This window comes from Streptomyces sp. NPDC050636, assembly GCF_040654775.1.
GTDB lineage: Bacteria > Actinomycetota > Actinomycetes > Streptomycetales > Streptomycetaceae > Streptomyces.
Window position 1 is genome coordinate 47796 of the sequence record NZ_JBFAIP010000036.1, and the last position, 20208, is coordinate 68003.

A 20208-nucleotide genomic window follows, 5' to 3' on the forward strand; every position below is an offset into this window, starting at 1 on the left:
GGTGCTTCAGGTGCACTTCAACGAGGCGACGGGCGCCCGGCAGGGAGGTGGCATGGCTGGATTCCTGCCTTCGCGCGGCTCCCTCGGGTGTCAGCCGCGCCGCCGCCCGGGACTCCCGCTCCGCCGTCGGGCCGCGGCCCCGTAGCGGTCCGCCGTCGTGGGGTCCACCACGGCCAGCGCCTTCTTGACGGGCATCCCGGTGCGTTCGGCGAGCGCCAGCCGGTCCCGGACCTCGCGCGGCGTGCGCGGACGGTAGCCCGGCCCCGTACCGCAGCAGCCGCCATGGAAGGTCAGCCCGGAACGCAGCACGGCGTCGAGCGCGCGCCAGCCCGCGTCATCCCGCCGCTTGGGGACCGCCAGGTCGGCGCCGGCGTTGATCAGCTCGCCGCGGCACTGCGGGCAGCGGCCCGGTCCGTGCGAGGTCGCCGTCTTCTTGTAGGCGACCCGGCAGTCCAGGCACACGAAGTGCATTCGGCTGCTGTAGAAACACATGAGCGCAGGGTAGGGCTGGTGACAAGCTCGTACCAAGCCAATTAGGGTGCGCCGACGTACTCCGGATGGTTCGGATGGGGAGGCCCCGCGTGCCCACGACCGAGAGCGCCGACGACGACCAGTTGTTCGTACTGACGGCGGTGCTGCTGACGCCCGCGCAGTTCCCGAGCGTGCTGGGCGACGACTACCCCGAAGTGTGTGCGGGCCTCGGTCTCGAACCGTACGCGGAGGGTTACGGGCTGGTTCTCGGGCAGGACGGCAACGGCGCGCGCTGGACGGTGGCGACGGAGGACGTCTCGCTGGTGGCCTGTGCGATCGCGGCCTGGGACTGCGGGATGGAATACGACCTCTCGCCCGGGGAGAGCAGCATTGTCGCCGCTCTCCCCGGCTGGCCGCTCGCCCTCGCCGTGTCGGCTCCGGATGTGCCGCAGCCCCACGATCCGGAGCCGCACGACGGGGATCCGGCGCCGCTCGCGCCTCCGGAGCCCGCGGAGTGGGGGCCTGCCCAACGGCGGCTCGGCGCGGACGAGATCGCGATGCAGTGGGCGGTATGGCGCGAGCAGGTGGACGACGACGTCACCTTCGTCGAACCGGGCGAGCAGCCGCACAAGGGGGTGCGGCGGGTGCTGGAGGAAGCACGCGGTTATGTGGCCGAGCCGCCGCCGCCCGGCCGGGTGCGGTCGTCGTTCGCGGCGAACGAGGCCCGCACACTGCGCGTCGACGGGCCGGGGTGGAGCATGGTCGCCCGCACCGACGACATCGCGTTCGTGCTGCTGGACGAGGAGCCCGGCGAAGTGCATCCGGTCGGCCGTGGGGCCGAACTGCCCGGACTGCTGTCGTCGTTGGACGAGCTGGCGGCACGCCCGGTCTGAGGCGTGCGGTGGGGCGGTGGCACCGCCGCTACCGGGGTTCGGTGATCCTGCGAACGGATACGCCGAGGAGGCGGACCGGCCTGTCGAGGTGTTTCTCCCGCGCGTCGACCGGGCGTATCCGGATGCCGAGCAGCAGCGCTAACCGATGGCCTTCTGGCCGCAGGGTGCATCCGTCGCCGCTACCGCACCTGTCGGGTCCAGCCGCTCCCCGGTCTCTTGGGGCGCGCACGGGCGTGCCCGGACCCCCGTGCGCGACGGGGGCCCCGCGGCTCAGCGACCGATCTGCTTGCGGCTGACGCGGCGCAGTCGGCGCCGCTGGGAGGAGTCGAGCGTCAGATACGCGACGGCCGGGACCCCGACCATGACCAGTACGGCCGCCCAGAAGGGCAGCAGCCACAGCAGGATCACTCCCACCGCGACGCCGCCGATCGCGACCTTCGCCTGTGTGGACATCCTTCACGCCCCTTCCGCGGCGCATGCCGCGCTCTGTGTACTCCATTGAACGCTGTTCTCGTACCGCAGGTTCCATCCAGTGTGCCTTGTCTTCCTGTACCCTCGGGCGCTCCAGGCGCCAGTAGTCAAACTTGAGGAGTCCTCGGCCCAGTGGCATCTCACCCCGCGGTCCCGCCCGCTCACCTCTCCGAGTTCTCCCGCTGTGCAGCGGTATTCCTGCCGTCGGACCCGCCCCGAGCCGGGCGGATCGCCTTCTGGCGCCCCGACGGTGAGCCCGTCCCGGGCGCCACCGGCGAGGACGGGACTGCGCCGGACAGGCCCGCACCGGACGGTCCCATGTCACACGGGCCGACGCCGGACTCGCGGCCGACGGTCGGCGAGCTCTCCGTCGCCCTGCCCGACGAGGACGGCGGGATCTCCGTGTGCGCCGTACCCGCCGTGATCCTGCCCGTCGCCGCCGCGGTGCCTGTCCTCACCCGTGCGCGCGCCGCCCGTGGCGCCGATCCGGCTGCCGCCTTCTGGGGCGCCGCGTCCGTGCTGGCGCTGCAGCTCGCCGCCCGTGGCCGGCTGCTGCCCGGTCTGAGCCCCGCCGATCACGACGCCTGGCGCATGGGCCCGCTCGACCCGGGCGACATCGAGCGGCTGCGGGACCTCGCAGCCGCGATGCCGCCGTACGCACACGCCACCCCGCTCCCCGGCTCCGACCCGCTGGAACTGCCCGATCCCGAGCGCCAGGTACGGACGTTCCTCGACGCGGTGGCCGACGGACTGCCCCGCTCCCCCGCCGCGGCGCTGGTCACCGGTGCGCCCGCCTTCGCGGCGTCCGCCCCGCAGCGCATCCCCGAGCAACGCGCCTGGGCCGCGGATGTCGCCGCGGGACATGACGCGGGCGTAAGGATCTCGCTGCGCGTGGAGGTGCACGGGGCGGACGGGCTGAGCGGCCCGGACGTTTCCCGGGGTTCGGGCGGACTGCCGGGCGCGGACGAGTCCCACGCCGTCCCCAACGGCACGTCCGCCGTCGACAGCACAGCCGACACCACCACGCCTACCGCTTTCGCCGCCCCCACCACACCCACCGCCCCCATAACCTTCACCGCCGTCCTCCAGCTGCACAGCCTCACCGATCCGACGCTGGTCGCGGATGTCGCCGAGGTGTGGGCCGGGGCGTCGCCCGCGGGGCAGGCGTTCGGTCCGCGGGCGCGGATGGACACGCTGCTGACGCTCCGCCGGGCCGCCGCGGCCTGGGCGCCGCTCACCCCGCTGCTGTCCGCGGCGGTACCCGACGCGCTGGAACTCGCCGACGAGGAGATCGCCGAACTCCTCGGCCCGGCCGCCCGTGCGCTGGCCGCCGCGGGAGTGCAGGTCCACTGGCCCAAGGAGCTGGCGCGCAAGCTGACCAGCCGGGCTGTCGTCGGACCGCCCGACCCGATGGACGGAACGGAGTCGGCGCTGCCGTCGCTGCTGGGCGCGGATGCGCTGCTCTCCTTCAGCTGGCGGTTCGCGGTGGGCGACGAGGAGGTCGGCAGGGCGGAGCTGGACCGGCTGGCCGAGGCCGGGCGGCCGCTGGTGCGGCTGCGCGACCAATGGGTGCTGGTCGATCCGGAGGCGTTGCGCGCCGCCCGGGACCGCCAGGACCGTAAGATCACGCCGCTCGACGCGCTGGGCGCCGCGCTCACCGGCACCGTCGAAGGCGACGACGGCCGACGGGTGGAGGTACAGGCCGCCGGCTGGCTGGCCCGGCTGCGGGACCGGCTTGCCGACCCGGAGGGTGACCCGGAGCGCGGGGATACCGCGCCCGTGAAGCAGCCCGCGGCGCTCACCGCGACGCTGCGCGACTACCAGCTGCGCGGGCTCGGCTGGCTGCACCGGATGACCTCGCTGGGCCTGGGCGGCTGTCTCGCCGACGATATGGGCCTCGGCAAGACCATCACGCTCATCTCCCTTCATCTGCACCGGCAGAGCGATCCCGCCTCGGCCGGACCCACGCTGGTCGTCTGCCCCACGTCCCTCATGGGCAACTGGCAGCGGGAGATCGAGAAGTTCGCGCCGGGCACGCCGGTGCGCCGCTTCCATGCCGGGCGGCGCAGCCTGGCCGGTCTGGCGGACGGCGAGTTCGTGCTCACCACGTACGGCACGATGCGGCTGGATGCCGGGAAGCTGGCGGAGGCGGGCTGGGGGCTGGTCGTCGCCGACGAGGCGCAGCACGTCAAGAATCCGTTCTCGGCGACCGCCAGGGCGCTTCGCGCCATCCCCGCCAAGGCTCGGGTGGCGCTGACCGGCACCCCGGTGGAGAACAATCTGTCGGAGCTCTGGGCGATCCTGGACTGGACGACACCCGGGCTGCTGGGCCCCCTGGGCCGGTTCCGTACGCGCTACGCACAGGCCATCGAGGGCGGCGCGGCGGCGTCCCCGGAGGCGGGTGCGGCGGCCGAGCGGCTGACCCGGCTGGTGCGGCCGTTCCTGCTGCGCCGCCGTAAGTCCGATCCGGGGATCGCACCGGAGCTGCCGCCCAAGACGGAAACGGACCGTGCGGTGGCGCTGACCAAGGAGCAGGCCGGGCTGTACGAGGCCGTGGTGCGCGAGGGGCTCAGCGAGATCGCCGGGACGGACGGTTTCGCCCGCCGCGGGCTGGTCGTCAAGCTGCTCACCTCGCTCAAGCAGATCTGCAACCACCCCGCCCAGTATTTGAAGGAGTACGACGGGGCCGACGGCCGCACGACGGCGGAAGCGGTACGGATTTCCGGGCGTTCGGGGAAGGTCGAGCTGTTGGACGAGCTGCTCGACACCATCCTCTCCGAGGGCGCGAGCGTGCTGGTGTTCACGCAGTATGTGCAGATGGCGCGGCTGCTGGAGGCGCATCTGGCGGCGCGGGGGGTGCCCACGCAGTTCCTGCACGGTGGCACACCGGTGGGCCGTCGCGAGGAGATGGTGCGGCGGTTCCAGGACGGCGCGGTGCCGGTGTTCCTACTGTCGCTGAAGGCGGCCGGTACGGGACTAAACCTGACCCGGGCCGCGCATGTCGTGCACTTCGACCGCTGGTGGAATCCCGCCGTCGAGGCGCAGGCCACCGACCGTGCCTACCGCATCGGGCAGACCCAGCCGGTGCAGGTCCACCGGATGATCACGGAGGGCACGATCGAGGACCGGATCGCCGAAATGCTGTCCCGTAAGCAGCAGTTGGCGGATGCGGTGCTGGGATCGGGCGAGGCCGCGCTGACCGAACTCACCGACGCCGAGCTGGCGGACCTGGTCGCACTGCGAGGGAGCGAGCGATGAACACTTCGGAAGACAACCGGGAAAGCAACCTGGACGGCAACGGGGACGGCAACGGGGACAGCAACCTGGAAACCCGCTGGGAAGACGACACCGCCGGAGGCGACACCGTCGACGAGAACGCCTCGGGAGTCCACACACCCGCAGGCAGCGCTCCTCGGGAGAACACCCCCGAGCGGACGTTCGCCGCGCTGCCCGCCGCCCGCGGCGGGGCCTTCGCACGGAGTTGGTGGGGGCAGGCCTGGCTCAAGGCACTGGAGGACACTGCACTGGACGGCGAGCAGCTGAAGCTGGGACGTCGGCATGCGCGCGCCGGAGCGGTCGGTGCGGTGTCGGTGCGCCCCGGGCGGATCACCGCGGTCGTGGAAGACCGCGACCATACGCGGCACCGCTCCGACGTGCTGCTGCAACAGCTCAGCGCGGCGGACTGGGACCGTTTCCTGGACATGGTCGCGGACCGGGCGGGGCATATCGCAGCGCTACTGGACCGTGACATGCCGCCGGTCCTCGTGGAGGACGCGTCCGCAGCCGGGATCGAACTGCTGCCGGGCATCGGCGACTTGGAGTCGGAGTGCAGCTGTGAGGCATGGGATCACTGCGCACATTCGACGGCGCTGTGCTACCAGTTGGCCCGACTGCTGGACCAAGACCCCTTCGTGCTGCTGCTGTTGCGCGGCCTCGGGGAGCGGGAGCTGCTGGACGAGCTGCAGGCGCGCAGCGCGTCCCGGGCGGAGTCGTCGGCGAGCTCAGCACTGACGGACGAGGACTCGGCGGCGCGCGCGGGGGTGCCGGCCGACGAGGCATACGCGGCGCGCGACATCCTGCCGCCGCTGCCCGCTCCGCCGCCGCCCGTCGAGACACCGGGCGAGGCACCGGTCCTCAGCGGCGGCACCCCGCCCGCACCCGGAGTGGACGTGGCCGCGCTGGAGTTCCTCATATCTGACGCGGCAGCGCGCGCCCAGCGTCTGCTGGCAGACGCGCTCTCCACCTGGCACCCGGACAATCCGCCGCCACCCGCTCTGACGACCTCCCAGGACGCGGTGCGACTGGCGGCAGCCGCCCCCGGGGCGGCCATATCCCAGCGGCTGGCGGCCGGTTCAGGGCGCGATGCGCGAGGCCTGGCGCTTGCCGTACGGGCCTGGGAGCTGGGCGGCACGACTGGGCTCGCGGTCCTGGAGGAGGACTGGACACCGGAACCGGCGGCGCTGGCGCGCGCGACCGACCGGCTCGCGGCCGCCTGGGAGGAGGGCGAGACCCGGCCTCGGCTGCGCGCCACCCGCAACCGCTGGACGGTGGTCGGCGGCGACGCCCAGCTGCGCTACGGGCGGGACGGGCGCTGGTGGCCGTACCGCAAGGAACACGGCCACTGGGCACCCGCCGGGCCCGCCACGGACGATCCGGCGGGCGCGCTAGCGGCACTGTCGGCGGAGGCCTGAGACGGAGCTGCGAGAACAACCGGGACCATCTGAGGGGCGCTCAGGGCCTGTCCGATGGGTCATGTCCGGGCGCTAGTCGTGAACCAGGATTGCCGGGCGGTGCGACCCACGCCCGGCAATCCTCCCTTTCCGGCTGCGGCGCGCGCCCGGCCGTGATTCGCTGATCTGATCCCCCCACCTCCAGGCCGTCGCCCGAAGCGAGGAGGACCATTGACCGGTACTTCGCATCACGTGCCGCACCACACGTCGTACGAGCAGGCACCGCGGAACACGGAAAAAGCGGACGGCCCACCACAGCATCAGGAGCGCCCACACCACCCGGGCCCCGCAGAGCACGCAGGCCCCGTAGAGCACCCACCTCTCCCGCCGTACTACGAGGACCGCTCGCCGGGCAGCGGGGCCCTGCCGCCGCGCGCCTGGTACGCCAGGTCGGATGCCGCCCGGATCTCGCTGCACGGCACCTGGCGGTTCCGGCTGTCCGCGACCGCCACGGCCGAGGACGACTCCTTCGCCCGGCCGGACTTCGACGATGCGCAGTGGGAGGATCTGCGGGTGCCCGGCCACTGGGCGCTCAAGGGACACGGCGCGCCCGCGTACACCAACACCGCCTACCCCTTCCCCGTCGATCCGCCGCGCGTGCCGGACGAGAACCCGACCGGCGATCACCGGCATCTCTTCGACCTGCCCGAGGGCTGGGGCGAGGGGCCCGCGGTGCTGCACTTCGGCGGGGTGGAGTCCTGTGCCCGGGTCTGGCTCAACGGGCAGGAACTCGGGCACTTCAAGGGCAGCCGGCTGCCGCACGAGTTCGAGGTCGGGCATCTGCTGCGCCCGCGCCGCAACGTCCTGGCGGTGCGCGTCCACCAGTGGTCGTCGGGCAGCTATCTGGAGGACCAGGACCAGTGGTGGCTGCCCGGCATCTTCCGGAACGTGTCGGTTCATCGCCGTCCCGAGGGCGCGGTCGTGGACCATTTCGTGCACGCCGGATTCGATCACGTCACGGGACAGGGCACCCTGCGCGTGGACTGCGCACCGGCCGGCCGGGTCACCGTCCCCGAGCTCGGCCTCGATCTGGCGACCGGCGAGAGCGCGAGCGTTCCGGTGCGCCCATGGACGGCGGAACGACCGCACCTCTACCACGGCGAACTGGTCACACCCGGCGAGCGGATCCCGCTGCGGATCGGGTTCCGTACGGTCCGCGTCGAGGACGGTCTGCTGAAGGTCAACGGCCGCCGCATCCTGCTGCGCGGCGTCAACCGCCATGAATTCCATCCGCGGTACGGGCGCACCGTCGGCCCGGAGGCGATGCGCCGGGATCTGCTGCTGATGAAGCGTCACAACATCAACGCGGTCCGCACCAGCCACTATCCGCCGCACCCCGCCTTCCTCGATCTCTGTGACGAGCTGGGCCTGTGGGTCATCGACGAATGCGACCTGGAGACGCACGGTTTCGCGCAGCAGGGCTGGCGGGGCAACCCGGTGGACGACGCACGCTGGGAGCCGGCGCTGCTCGACCGCGCCCGGCGGATGGTCGAACGGGACAAGAACCACCCCGGCATCGTCCTGTGGTCGCTGGGCAACGAGTGCGGAACGGGACGCGGGTTGTCCGCCATGGCCGCCTGGATGCGCGAGCGCGACCCGTCCCGTCCGCTGCACTACGAGGGCGACCGCAGCTGTGCCGACACCGACGTCTACTCCCGGATGTACGCCGATCACGCCGAGGTGGAGCGCGTCGGGCAGCGCACCGAGACTCCGCTGTCCGACCCGGAACTGAACGCCCGGCGGCGTGAACTTCCGTTCATTCTCTGCGAGTACGCGCATGCGATGGGCAACGGTCCGGGCGGGCTGAGCGAGTACCAGCGGCTGTTCGAGAGATATGAGCGCTGCCAGGGCGGCTTCGTCTGGGAGTGGATCGACCACGGGCTGCGGCAGCAGACGTCCGACGGCGAGGTGTTCCACGCCTACGGAGGCGATTTCGGCGAGGAGCTGCACGACGGGAATTTCGTCTGCGACGGGCTGGTCTTCCCCGACCGGACGCCGTCACCGGGGCTGATCGAATTCAAGAAGGTCATCGAGCCGGTACGGATCGAGGGCGGTAGCGGCGGGGGTACGGACGGCTCGGGCGGGGCTGACGGCTCGGCCGACACGGTCCGGATCACCAACCTGCACGACTTCGCCGACCTCGACCACCTCGCGTTCCGCTGGACGTACGAGGTGGAGGGCGAGGTACGCGGGGACGGCGGGCTCGCGGTGCCGCCGCTGGCGCCCGGTGAGTCGGTCGAACTGAAACTGCCGGCGCCGCCCGTCGTGGCGGACGACGGCCGGGAGGCGTTCTGGACGGTGCGGTCCGTACTCGCCGAGGACACCGCATGGGCGAAGGCGGGGCACGAGGTCGCCTGGGGTCAGCTGCCGGCCACGCGCCGCGTCGCCACTCCCCCGGCGCCCGCTCCGGCCCTCGCCACCCCGCGCCGCGGCGAGGGAAACGTGATCGTCCTCGGGCCGGGAATCTTCGACGCCACGACGGGCACGCTCGGCTATCTGGACGGCATCCGGCTCACCGGGCCCCGGCTCGACGTATGGCGGGCGCCGACCGACAACGACGAGGCGGCGCCGTGGCAACCGGAACCGCGGCCGGCCACCGAGTGGCGACGGATCGGCCTGCACCGTATGCGGCACCGTGTCGACGCCGTCGAGACCGGCCCGGACGCCCTGGTGGTACGCACCCGGGTCGCGCCGGCCGGTACGGATCTGGCGCTGCGCGCGGTCTACTGCTGGACGGCGGAACGGGATGTGCTGCGGTTGGCGATGGCCGTGGACCCGGAGGGCGACTGGCCGGGGCCGCTGCCGCGGATGGGGGTGCGGATGTCGGTGTGCGGCAGCCTGCGGCTCGCGGAGTGGTACGGCGGCGGGCCCGGCGAGGGCTATCCCGACACCCGGGCCGCGGCGCGGGTGGGCCGCTGGTCGATGCCGGTGGACGCGATGCAGACGCCGTACGTCCGGCCGCAGGAGAACGGTGCGCGGCCCGGTGTGCGGTGGGCGCAGGTCACCCGTTCCGACGGCTCGGGGATGCGGATCGAGGGCGACCCGGAGTTCTTCTTCACCGCGCGCCGGTGGCCCGTGGAGGAGCTGGACACAGCCCGGCACACCACGGACCTCACGCCCGGCGATTCGGTGTGGCTGCATCTCGATCATGCGCAGCACGGCATCGGCAGTCAGTCGTGCGGGCCGGGGGTGCTGCCGCAGCATCGCCTGGAGGTGGCGCCGGCCCGGTTCTCGTTCGCCTTCTCCTCGCTGCGGGGGCCGCACATTTCGCTGGCTCTTGACCCTCAATGACCGGTGGTAACTGGCAAGTAGTGGTAAGTGGCATGTAGTGGTAAGTGGCACGTAACCAGTTGCCCGTGCCCGCGCCGTCCAGCACCACCGAGAGGTTCCCGCACCATGGTCAGCACGTCCCCGACGCTTGCCGAAGCCCTCGCCGCGGGGCCGGTGGTCCTCGACGGCGGGCTGTCCAACCAGCTGGAGTCCGCCGGGCACGACCTGAGCGACGCGCTCTGGTCGGCCCGGCTGCTCGCCGAGGAGCCGGAGGCCGTCGTCCTGGCGCATCTCGCGTACTACGAGGCGGGGGCACAGGTCGCGATCACGTCCAGCTACCAGGCGACGTTCGAGGGGTTCGCGCGGCGCGGCATCGGCGCCGAGGAGGCCGCGGTCCTGCTCGGCCGCAGCGTGGAGCTGGCCCGCGAGGCGGCCCGGCGGGCACTGGCGGGCGGGGTCGCCGGGCCGTTGTATGTCGCCGCGTCGGCGGGTCCGTACGGGGCGATGCTGGCGGACGGTTCCGAATACCGCGGCCGCTACGGGCTGTCGGTGGACCAGCTGGAGCGGTTCCACCGTCCACGTCTGGAGGTGCTGGCCGCTGCCCGGCCCGATGTGCTGGCGCTGGAGACGGTGCCGGACACCGACGAGGCCCATGCACTGCTGCGAGCGGTGCGCGGGCTGGGCGTCCCGGCCTATCTGTCGTACAGCGTCGCGGGGGGCCGTACCCGGGCCGGGCAGCCGCTGGAGGAGGCGTTCGCCGCGGCGGCGGAGGCGGACGAGGTGATCGCGGTCGGCGTGAACTGCTGCGCGCCGGACGACGCGGACCGCGCGGTGGAGATCGCGGCGCGGGTCACCGGCAAGCCGGTGGTGGTCTATCCGAACAGCGGGGAGAGCTGGGACGCCGAGGCGCGGGAGTGGTGCGGCAGCCCGGCGTTCACCGCGGACCGGGTCGCCGCGTGGGCCGCGGCCGGCGCCCGGCTCATCGGGGGCTGCTGCCGCGTGGGCCCGGAGGCGATCGCCGAGCTGGCGGCCGGCCTGGGCCGCTGAAGCGCGGGCGACCGCTCCCAGCAGGCGCAGGAGCCCCGGACGCGAGCCCAAGGCGTTACACAGACGCAACCCGCGTAGCGGCGACGGATGCCCCGGCCGATGGCAGGATGCAGGCCATCTCGCAGCACCTGCGGATTGGCTGATCTTCGTCCCGCACCTCTGGAGGACCCGTGTCCGCTCGCTCCTCGTTGCCTGTCATAGCCGCCTTCGCGGCCATCGCCGTTCTGGCGGGATGCAGCAGCACCAAGTCCGACGGAAAGAAGAGTTCCGGCCTGGAGCTGGTCTCCCCCGGGACGCTCAAGACCTGCACCCACCTGCCGTACGCGCCGTTCCAGGTGAAGAAGGACGGCAAGGTCGTCGGGTTCGATGTGGACCTGGTGGACCTGGTGGCAAAGGATCTCGGGATCAAGCAGGAGATCGTCAATACACCCTTCGAAGGCATCGAGACCGGTAATTCCTTCACCATCCGCAAATGCGACCTGGCCGCCGCGGGCATGACGATCACGCCCGAGCGGGACAAGGTGATGGATTTCTCGGACCCCTATTTCAATGCCACCCAGGCGCTGCTGACGAAGAAGGGAAAGCCCTTCAAGAAGGTCGAGGACCTCAAGGGCAAGAAGCTCGGTTATCAGAAGGCCACGACCGGTGGGATCTACGCCAAGGAGCACGGCAAGGGCGTGGATCTGGTCGAGTTCGAGGACCTGGGGCTGCTGCTGACCGCCGTGAAGTCCGGCCAGGTCGAGGCCGGCATCAATGACAACGGTGTGCTCTTCGACTATGTGAAGCAGAACCCGGACACCGAGGTGACCGCGGAGTTCAAGACCGGTGAGCAGTACGGCATCGGCATCCGCACCGGCAATGACGCCCTGCGCAAGAAGGTCAACGCGGTCCTCAAGAAGGCGAAGTCCGACGGAAGCTACGACCGGATCTACAAGAAGTGGTTCGGCACCACCCCGCAGAGCTGACCCCACCGCGTAAACGCAAGGCTCCGCGCGACGTACCTCCTGACATACCTCTCGGCGTACCTCCCGACGTATCTCTCGGCGTACCGCGCGCAATGATCGGAGAAGGCCGGCCCTCATGCCCCTGTCCAAACGACAGCGCGCGCGGATCATCCGCGGCGCGCAATACGGCGTCCTGATAGCCGCCGTAGTGATCTTCGCTCTGGTGGCCGACTGGCACCAGCTGCGGGTGGCGTTCTTCGACGTCGACGTCGCCAAGGCCCTGTTCCCGGAGATCATCACCACCGCGCTTGTCAACACCGCCCTCTACACCCTGCTCGGCTTCGGTTTCGGCCTTGCACTCGGACTGGTGCTGGCGCTGATGCGGTTGTCGTCGGTGCCGCCGTACCGCTGGATCGCCGTCACATACATCGAGTTCTTCCGCGGCATTCCGGCGCTGCTGGTGTTCATCGCGCTCGGCTTCGGTGTACCGCTGGCCTTCGAAGTGGCGCTCGACATGAACGTCACGGTGATGCTGTCGCTCGGTCTGGTGGGCGCCGCGTATATGGCGGAGACCATCCGGGCGGGCATTCAGGCCGTCCCCAAGGGGCAGACGGAGGCGGCCCGTTCGCTGGGAATGTCGCACGGCCGGGCAATGATCTCGATCGTCATTCCGCAGGCGTTCCGTATCGTTCTGCCACCGCTGACCAACGAACTGATCCTGCTGACCAAGGATTCCTCTCTCGTCTATCTCCTGGGTCTCTCGCTCGGCCAGTACGAGCTGGCCAACTTCGGCCGGGACGCGCTCACTGAGCACAAGAGTCTGACGCCGATCCTGATTGCCGGACTGCTCTATCTCGTGATCACCCTCCCGCTCGGCCAGTTGGTCCGGCGGCTTGAGGCCCGTACGGCGAAGGCCAGGTGACCGGAATGACGCAGGACAAGGCCGTGGACAAGGCCGCGGAGAAGGCCATGGAGAAGTCCGTGGAGAAGGAAACAGCCAAGGACGCGGCTCCGGAGAATTCCGGGGACGCCAAGGCGATCGATGTACAGGACCTGCACAAGGCGTTCGGCGAGCTGGAGGTGCTGCGCGGTATCGACTTCTCGGTGGCACGCGGCGAGGTGGTGTGCATCATCGGGCCCTCGGGTTCGGGAAAGTCGACGCTGCTGCGCTGTGTGAACATGCTGGAGGAGCCGAGCGCGGGCCGGGTCACCGTGGCCGGCACCGAGGTCACCGACCCGGATGCGGACATCGATCTGGTCCGGCGCCGGATCGGCATGGTCTTCCAGTCCTTCAACCTCTTCCCGCATTTGACCGTGCTGGAGAATCTGACGATCGCCCAGCGGCGGGTGCTGCGTCGGGACCGCGCGGAGGCGGGGCGCATCGCCCGCGTCAACCTCGAACGGGTGGGCCTGAGCGACAAGGAAGCGTCCTACCCGGCGCAGTTGTCGGGCGGACAGCAGCAGCGGGTGGCCATCGCCCGTGCGCTGTCCATGGACCCTGAGTTGATGCTCTTCGACGAACCGACCTCGGCACTGGACCCGGAACTGGTCGGCGACGTGCTGGCGGTGATGCGTTCACTGGCGGACGAGGGCATGACGATGCTGGTCGTCACCCATGAGATGAGCTTCGCCCGGGAGGTCGCCGACCGGGTGGTCTTCATGGACGGCGGAGTGATCGTCGAGGAGGGCAGCCCGGAGCAGGTGGTGGGCGATCCGCAGCACGAGCGGACCCGGACGTTTCTGGCACGGGTGCTGGATCCGGCGGCCGCCGAGGTCGGCGAGGTCGCGGACACCGGGGCGGCGGGCAAGCGCGTCGACCGCTGAGCGGGCGGGGCCGGGCGGAAGGCGCAAAGCGAGCCCGGGAGCCCAAACCGGGCCAGGTAGCGCAAGGCGGGCGCGGTAGTCCAAGGCGGGCGCGCGGGCCGCCGATCTACGGAAGGCGTCGTACCGCCGGCCGCGGACCGGCGGACCGCGCGCCCGCCCGCCCGTTCGACCTCCGATCGCCCGCCGTTCACCCTCCGTTGGGGCACCGACGGGACGCTGGGTACGTCCCCGTCATGTCCGCCCGTGGAGGTTCGATGTCCGTACGTCAGCTGCGCCGTCCGCTCGCGCTGGCCCTGCCGGTCGCGGTGCTCGCCGCCGTCCTGGTCGTGGGCGAGACGAAGGCCCAGGCCGGCCCGCCTCCGGGCGCCGTCACCGGATCCGCGCAGTTGCCGGCGATCCCGCTGGGCGAGTTCAGCAATGCGATGCTGCCGGGCAGCGTCGGCAACGACCGCGGGGTGAAGCTGGGCGGCATCGGCAGCGACATCTTCCCGGCCGGGCGTCCGGGCGAGTTCTGGACGGTCACCGACCGCGGCCCGAACGGCCGGATCACGGTGGACGGCACCAAGCGGCGGACGTTCCCGGTGCCCGGCTTCGACCCCGCCATCGTGAAGATCAGGGTGGCCGGCGACCACATCACCGTCCTGGACTCGCTGCCGATCACCACCCGTTCCGGGAAGCCCGTCACCGGACTGCCCAACCAGCCGGGCCGCGACGAGGCGCCGTACACCTACGACGCCGGTCGGCCGCTGTCGTACGACCCCGACGGGCTGGACACCGAGGGGATCGTGCGGGCCACCGACGGCAGTTTCTGGCTGGCCGACGAGTACGGGCCGTCGCTGGTCCATGTCTCCGCGTCCGGCCGGGTGTTGGCCCGTTACGTCCCCAAGGGGCTGCGGCTGACCGGCACCGGCTATCCGGTCGTCGAATCACTGCCGGGTCTGCTGCTCCAGCGCAAGACCAACCGCGGCTTCGAGGGGTTGGCCCTGCTGCCGGACGGCGACCTGGTGGCGGCCGTGCAGAGCCCGCTGTCCAACCCGGACACCGCCGCCGGCGAGGCCTCCCGTAACGCCCGGCTGCTGCGCTTCTCGCCGGCCAAGGGCGCGGCGACCGCCGAGTACGCGTACCGCTTCGACCCGGTCGGCGAGGTGGACCCGGGTGAGGACGACACCTCTGAGCTGAAGATCTCTTCGGTGGTGGCGGTGGGCCGGGACCGGCTGCTGGTGGAGGAGCGCACGGACAAGGCCGCCCGGCTGCTGGTGGAGGAGCGCACGGACAAGGCCGCCCGGCTGCAACTGGTCGAGCTGGCCGGGCGGTCGGACATTCTCGGTTCGCGCTGGGACGACCCGGCCACCAGCCCGTCGCTGGAGCAGTCCGGCGGCCGGGCGCCGGTCCTGCCCAAGCGGCTGGCCGTCGACCTGAACGAGATCAAGGGGATACCGGAGAAGATCGAAGGCATCGCGGTCAGCGGACCACGCACCCGCACCCCCGCCCTCACCCTCATCAACGACAACGACTTCGGAATGACGGACGGCCCTGACGCGTTCGACGATCAGGGCCGTCTCGTGGACAGCGGGGTGCCGACGACGGTGACGACCGTCCGGCTCAGGAAAGCGGCTTGGTGAGCTTCTTGGTGCCGCTCCGGTTCCCCATCAGGCTGCAGGTGACGGTCTTGATGCCCATCTTGTAGCCGCTGGCGTTGGGGAACTGGACGTAGGTGCCCTCGGCGGTTCCGGCGGGCTGCTTGGCCGCCTTGCTCTCCAGTTCCCTCTTGCACAGTGACACCGCCTTCGTCTCGATGGCGGTGTCGGTCGTGAAGCCGGAGCCCAGGCGGTGGATGCTGACGACCTCGGCGTCGTGCCGGCCGTTGCAGGAGGCCGCGTCGTTGTTGCCGCCGCCGCCCACCGGACGGTCGAAGCAGTCCCCCACCTTCAGCTGGAAGAAGGGGATCTTGCTGCTCGAAGGCGACGGGGTGCTGGTGTAACCGCTGTCCGTCGGCGTCGCGGACGGTGTGGCGGAGGCGCTGTCGGACGGTGTGGCGCTGGTACTGCTGGAACTGGAGGGGTGCGCGCGGACCTTGCCGTCGTCGCCGTTGGACATCACCACGGCGACGATGACGGCGGCCACCACGATGACACCGCCGCCGATGATCGCCGCGATCGTCTTGCCGTTGCCGCCGCCTCCGGGCGGGCCGCCCGGCTGCTGCCAGCCGCCGGGGCCACCCGGGCCAGGAGGGCCGTAGCCGCCGCCCGGGGGCGTGCCGTAGCCACCAGGGGGCTGGCCGCCGGCCGGCGGGCCGTAGCCGCCCTGGCCGTAGCCGCCTTGGCCCGGGGCGCCTTGGCCCGGGGCGCCCTGGCCGTAGCCACCGGCAGGCGGACCGAAGCCGCCAGGGCCGGCATTGGGCGGCTGGTTCTGCGGCGGAGGCGGAGGAAAGCTCATGGCAGAAATGATCGCTTCTTTACGAGGTTTTGGGGGACACGGTGACCAACCTGGAACAATTTCCGTCTGAGACGTTCGGCCCGTGGGCACGGTTGGCGACAGTCAGAAAGTCACCTTACGGCCCGGAGGTTCTGCGTGTTCACCGACCTGCCCCTGGACGAGCTGCGCGGCTACCGCCCACCGCTTCCCGAACCGGCCGGATTCGACGCGTTCTGGAAGCGCACCCTCGCCGAGGCCCGTGCCCATGACCTCGACGCCCGCTTCGCCGAGGTCGATGCGGGGCTGACGTTGCTGCGCAGCTATGACGTGGAGTTCTCCGGCTTCGGCGGGCACCGTATCCGGGGCTGGTTCCTGATCCCGCGACAGGCCACCGGGCCGGTGCCGTGTGTGGTGCAGTACCTCGGCTACGGAGGCGGGCGGCTGCTGCCGCACGACTGGCTGCTGTGGCCGTCCGCGGGATACGCGACGCTGGTCATGGACACCCGCGGGCAGAGCGGCCCCGACCGGCCCGGTGACACCCCCGATCCGGTCGGCTCCAGCAATCCGGGCGTCCCCGGCAAAATGACCCAGGGCCTGCTGGACCCGGACGACTACTACTACCGGCGGCTGTTCACCGACGCGGTGCGCGCCGTGGACGTGGCGCGCGGACACACCGCGGTGGACGCCGCACGGATCGTGGTCGCGGGCCGCAGCCAGGGCGGCGCCGCCGCTCTCGCGATGACGGGCCTGGTCCCCGAACTCGCGGGCGCGCTGATCGATGTGCCGTTCCTGACGCACATCCGGCGCGCCATCGACATCACGGACGCGGGCCCGTACGGCGAGCTCACCCGTTACTTCGCGGGCGAACGCACGCACATCGAGACCGCCTTGCAGACCCTGGACCACTTCGACGGCCTGAACTTCGCGGTCCGCGCGAGCGCCCCGGCACTCTTCGGCACGGCGCTGCGCGACGACGTGGTACCGCCCTCCACCGGCTTCGCCGCGTTCCACCACTATGCGGGCGAGAAGGACCTCAAGGTGTGGCGGTTCAACGCCCATGAGGGGGGTGGCGGTCAGCAGCGGGTGGCGGAGATCCGGTTCCTACGCGAGCTGTTCGGCTGAGCCTCCGGCACTGACCCGGCCGGCTCAGACACCCCCCGTCAGATCAGACCGCCCTAGCAGCTCAGACAGCCCCGAGCAGATGCTCAAGGGCCAGTTGGTCGAGGTGTTCGAAGGCCATCCCGCGGGCGGCCGCCGCCTCGGCGTCGAAGGACTCGAAGGCCGTGACGTCCGCGAGCAGGCCGGCCAGGCCGTCCTCGGCGGTGGGGCGGGCCAGCTCGCCCAGGCGGGCGGCGCGCAGCGCTTCCTGGACGGCCGGGTCGGCGCGGAATACCGCCGCCCGCTCCCTGAGGATCAGGTAGTTGCGCATACAGCCGGCCGCCGAGGCCCAGACGCCGTCCAGGTCCTCGGTGCGCGGCGGCTTGAAGTCGAAGTGCCGCGGACCGTCGTAGCCGGCCGTCTCCAGGAGATCGACCAGCCAGAAGGCGGACCGCAGATCGCCCGCGCCGAAGCGCAGGTCCTGGTCGTACTTGATGCCGCTCTGGCCGTTGAGGTCGATGTGGAAGAGCTTGCCCGACCACAGCGCCTGGGCGATGCCGTGCGGGAAGTTGAGCCCGGCCATCTGCTCGTGCCCCACCTCCGGGTTGACGCCGTAGAGCTCGGGGCGCTCCAGCCGCTCGATGAACGCCAGAGCGTGGCCCACGGTGGGCAACAGGATGTCGCCGCGCGGCTCGTTGGGCTTGGGCTCGATGGCGAACCGCAGGTCGTAGCCCTGCTCGATGACGTACTGACCGAGCAGGTCGAACGCCTCCTTCATCCGGTCCAGGGCGGCCCGTACGTCCTTGGCCGCCCCTGACTCCGCGCCCTCGCGGCCGCCCCAGGCCACATACGTGCGGGCGCCCAGCTCAGCGGCGAGGTCGATGTTGCGGATCGTCTTGCGCAGGGCGTAGCGGCGGATGTCGCGGTCGTTGGCGGTGAAGGCGCCGTCCTTGAAGACGGGGTGGGTGAAGAGGTTGGTCGTCGCCATCGGGACGACGAGGCCGGTGGCGTCCAGCGCCTGCCGGAAGCGTTTGACGGCCGTGTGGCGCTCGATGTCACCGGAGCCGAAGGGGATCAGATCGTCGTCGTGGAAGGTGACGCCGTACGCGCCGAGATCGGCGAGCCGCCGGACGGACTCGACGGGGTCCAGGGCGCGGCGGGTGGCGTCCCCGAACGGGTCGCGGCCCTGCCAGCCGACGGTCCAGAGGCCGAAGCTGAACTTGTCCGCGGGCGTGGGCCGATGGCGCATCGCGACTCCTCCGTGAATTCGTCGGGTGGTGATTCTTCAGGCGATGAATCGTCAGGTGGCATTTCGTCCGGCGGTATTTCGTCAGGCAGCATTTCGTCAGGGCGCTTTACAAATTATGTCGCGGCCAAACTAATATGCGGCAGCACACCGGGGAACCCCCTGGATGCACCGGCCTGCCAAGGGAGAGAGCACGATGGGCGCACAGTCAGCGGGACCGCTCGTCGTCGGCGTGGACAGTTCCACCCAGTCCACCAAGACGCTGGTCGTGGACGCGGAGACCGGTGTGGTCATCGCCCGGGGCCAGGCGCCGCACTCCGTCAGCAGCGACGGCAAGGAGAGCGACCCGGAGCAGTGGTGGCGGGCGCTGGGCGAAGCGCTGCGGCAGTGCGGCAGCGCGGCCCGGCAGGTCTCCGCACTGTCCGTCGGCGGTCAGCAGCACGGCCTGGTGGCGCTCGGCGCGGCCGGGGAGGTGCTGCGTCCGGCGCTGCTGTGGAACGACGTACGCGCCGCACCCCAAAGTGAGCGGCTGATCGAGGAGTTGGGCGGCGCGAAGGCCTGGGCGGACCGGGTCGGGAGCGTGCCGAGGTCCGCCTTCACGGTCGCCAAGTGGGCCTGGTTGCGGGAGAACGAGCCGGCCGCGGCCGCCGCCACCACCGCGGTGCGGCTGCCGCACGACTACCTGACCCAGCGGCTGACCGGCCAGAGCGTCACCGACCGCGGCGATGCGTCGGGGACGGGCTGGTGGGCGTCGTCCACCGAGTCCTACGACGCGGAGATCCTGGAGCATGTCGGGCTGGCCCCGGAGGCGCTGCCGCGGGTGGCCCTCCTCGGTGAGGCCGCCGGCACCGTACGGACCGATGAACTGCCGCTACCCCATGGCGCGCTGGTGGCCGCCGGTACCGGTGACAACATGGCGGCCGCGCTCGGCCTGGGCCTGCGTCCCGGCCAGCCGGTGCTGAGCCTGGGCACCTCGGGGACGGTCTATGCGGTCTCCACGCGCCGACCCACCGATCCGACCGGCGTGGTCGCGGGGTTCGCCGACGCGCGCGGCGACTGGCTGCCGCTCGCCTGCACCTTGAACTGCACGCTCGCGGTGGACCGGGTGGCGGCGCTGCTGGGGCTCGACCGCGAAGGCGTCGAGCCCGGTGGCAGCGCGGTGATGCTGCCCTTCCTCGATGGCGAACGGACCCCGAACCTGCCGCATGCCTCGGGCCTGGTGCACGGGCTGCGGCACAACACCACGGCCGGGCAGCTGCTTCAGGCTGCGTACGACGGCGCGGTGTTCGCCCTGTTGCAGGCGCTGGACCGGGTGCTGGACGGGGACGCCGCGGCCGATACGCCGCTGCTGCTGATCGGCGGCGGCGCGCGGGGCCGGGCCTGGCGGGAGACCGTACGACGGCTGTCCGGGCGCCCCGTGTTGGTTCCGGAGGCGCAGGAGCTGGTCGCCCTCGGCGCGGCGGCGCAGGCGGCCGGGCTGTTGCTGGGCGAGGATCCGGCGGCGGTGGCGCGCCGTTGGGGGACGACCCGCGGCGCGGAGTACGAGGCGCGGGAGCGGGACGGCGCGGCCTGGGACCGACTGGCCTCGACACTCGCAGACGGCGGGGCGTTGCTGCGGGGGTGAGGAGCTGGGCGCTGGATTTCCCGCGCGAGGGGGCTGGGCCCGGATTTCGGAACGAGGTGCTGACGCCGGTTCCAGCGCGAGGAGCATGCGCCGGATCGCGGAACGCGGAGCTGGCGCCCGGTTTTCAGCGCTTTGGGCGGTTTCTTCCGCCCCCCACCCCACCCACACACCCTCC

General features: G+C 71.5%; 15 protein-coding genes. 11 read left to right on the top strand and 4 right to left on the bottom strand.

The annotated features are described in order from the left end of the window. Positions 1 to 90: 90 nt before the first annotated feature. On the bottom strand, positions 91 to 492 hold the full coding sequence (locus tag AB0I10_RS24140) for a hypothetical protein (RefSeq protein ID WP_363154674.1): 402 nt from the start codon (positions 490 to 492) through the stop codon (positions 91 to 93). Positions 493 to 581: 89 nt separating this feature from the next. Here AB0I10_RS24140 and AB0I10_RS24145 point away from each other — a divergent pair, with 89 nt between their 5' ends. Next, positions 582 to 1364, top strand: coding sequence for a hypothetical protein (locus tag AB0I10_RS24145; protein WP_363154675.1), 783 nt, complete (start codon positions 582 to 584; stop codon positions 1362 to 1364). Between the two features lie 270 nt (positions 1365 to 1634). Here AB0I10_RS24145 and AB0I10_RS24150 read toward each other — a convergent pair whose 3' ends face one another. Then, complete coding sequence (locus tag AB0I10_RS24150; protein WP_363154676.1) at positions 1635 to 1817, bottom strand: hypothetical protein; 183 nt, start codon at positions 1815 to 1817, stop codon at positions 1635 to 1637. A 150-nt stretch (positions 1818 to 1967) separates the two neighbouring features. Between AB0I10_RS24150 and AB0I10_RS24155 the strand changes: the two genes are divergently transcribed. From AB0I10_RS24155 to AB0I10_RS24190, 8 genes are all read left to right on the top strand, one after another. Continuing rightward, a complete protein-coding gene (locus AB0I10_RS24155) occupies positions 1968 to 5093 on the top strand; it encodes an SNF2-related protein (RefSeq protein ID WP_363154677.1) in 3126 nt (1041 codons plus the stop codon). Next, the gene (locus AB0I10_RS24160) at positions 5090 to 6526 is read left to right on the top strand and encodes an SWF or SNF family helicase (RefSeq protein ID WP_363154678.1); all 1437 of its coding nucleotides are present in this window, start codon (positions 5090 to 5092) and stop codon (positions 6524 to 6526) included. Before AB0I10_RS24155 ends, AB0I10_RS24160 begins: the two co-directional genes overlap by 4 nt. Positions 6527 to 6928: 402 nt before the next feature. Beyond that, positions 6929 to 9856, top strand: a complete 2928-nt coding sequence (locus AB0I10_RS24165; RefSeq protein WP_363154687.1) for a glycoside hydrolase family 2 TIM barrel-domain containing protein — start codon at positions 6929 to 6931, stop codon at positions 9854 to 9856. 105 nt (positions 9857 to 9961) lie between these two features. Next, positions 9962 to 10882: a homocysteine S-methyltransferase gene (gene mmuM, locus AB0I10_RS24170; RefSeq protein ID WP_363154679.1), complete on the top strand. Its 921-nt coding sequence runs from the start codon at positions 9962 to 9964 to the stop codon at positions 10880 to 10882. Between the two features lie 170 nt (positions 10883 to 11052). Next, entirely contained in the window at positions 11053 to 11847 is a 795-nt protein-coding gene (locus AB0I10_RS24175; RefSeq protein ID WP_363154680.1) for a basic amino acid ABC transporter substrate-binding protein, read from the top strand. A 115-nt stretch (positions 11848 to 11962) separates the two neighbouring features. Then, positions 11963 to 12748: an amino acid ABC transporter permease gene (locus AB0I10_RS24180; protein ID WP_363154681.1), complete on the top strand. Its 786-nt coding sequence runs from the start codon at positions 11963 to 11965 to the stop codon at positions 12746 to 12748. Between the two features lie 47 nt (positions 12749 to 12795). Further along, entirely contained in the window at positions 12796 to 13650 is an 855-nt protein-coding gene (locus tag AB0I10_RS24185; protein ID WP_363154688.1) for an amino acid ABC transporter ATP-binding protein, read from the top strand. Positions 13651 to 13904: 254 nt separating this feature from the next. Next, a complete protein-coding gene (locus AB0I10_RS24190) occupies positions 13905 to 15272 on the top strand; it encodes an esterase-like activity of phytase family protein (protein ID WP_363154682.1) in 1368 nt (455 codons plus the stop codon). On the opposite strand, the gene AB0I10_RS24195 is transcribed toward AB0I10_RS24190, so the two are convergent. After that, positions 15253 to 16086: a hypothetical protein gene (locus AB0I10_RS24195; protein WP_363154683.1), complete on the bottom strand. Its 834-nt coding sequence runs from the start codon at positions 16084 to 16086 to the stop codon at positions 15253 to 15255. The two genes, AB0I10_RS24190 and AB0I10_RS24195, sit on opposite strands and share 20 nt — an antisense overlap. A 135-nt stretch (positions 16087 to 16221) precedes the next feature. Between AB0I10_RS24195 and AB0I10_RS24200 the strand changes: the two genes are divergently transcribed. Continuing rightward, positions 16222 to 17187 carry an acetylxylan esterase gene (locus AB0I10_RS24200; RefSeq protein ID WP_363154684.1) on the top strand — a complete coding sequence of 322 codons (966 nt, stop codon included), beginning with the start codon at positions 16222 to 16224 and terminating at the stop codon, positions 17185 to 17187. Between the two features lie 61 nt (positions 17188 to 17248). On the opposite strand, the gene xylA is transcribed toward AB0I10_RS24200, so the two are convergent. Continuing rightward, entirely contained in the window at positions 17249 to 18412 is a 1164-nt protein-coding gene (xylA, locus tag AB0I10_RS24205) for a xylose isomerase (protein WP_363154685.1), read from the bottom strand. 193 nt (positions 18413 to 18605) lie between these two features. Here xylA and xylB point away from each other — a divergent pair, with 193 nt between their 5' ends. Then, a complete protein-coding gene (gene xylB / locus AB0I10_RS24210; protein WP_363154686.1) occupies positions 18606 to 20033 on the top strand; it encodes a xylulokinase in 1428 nt (475 codons plus the stop codon). Positions 20034 to 20208 lie beyond the last annotated feature (175 nt).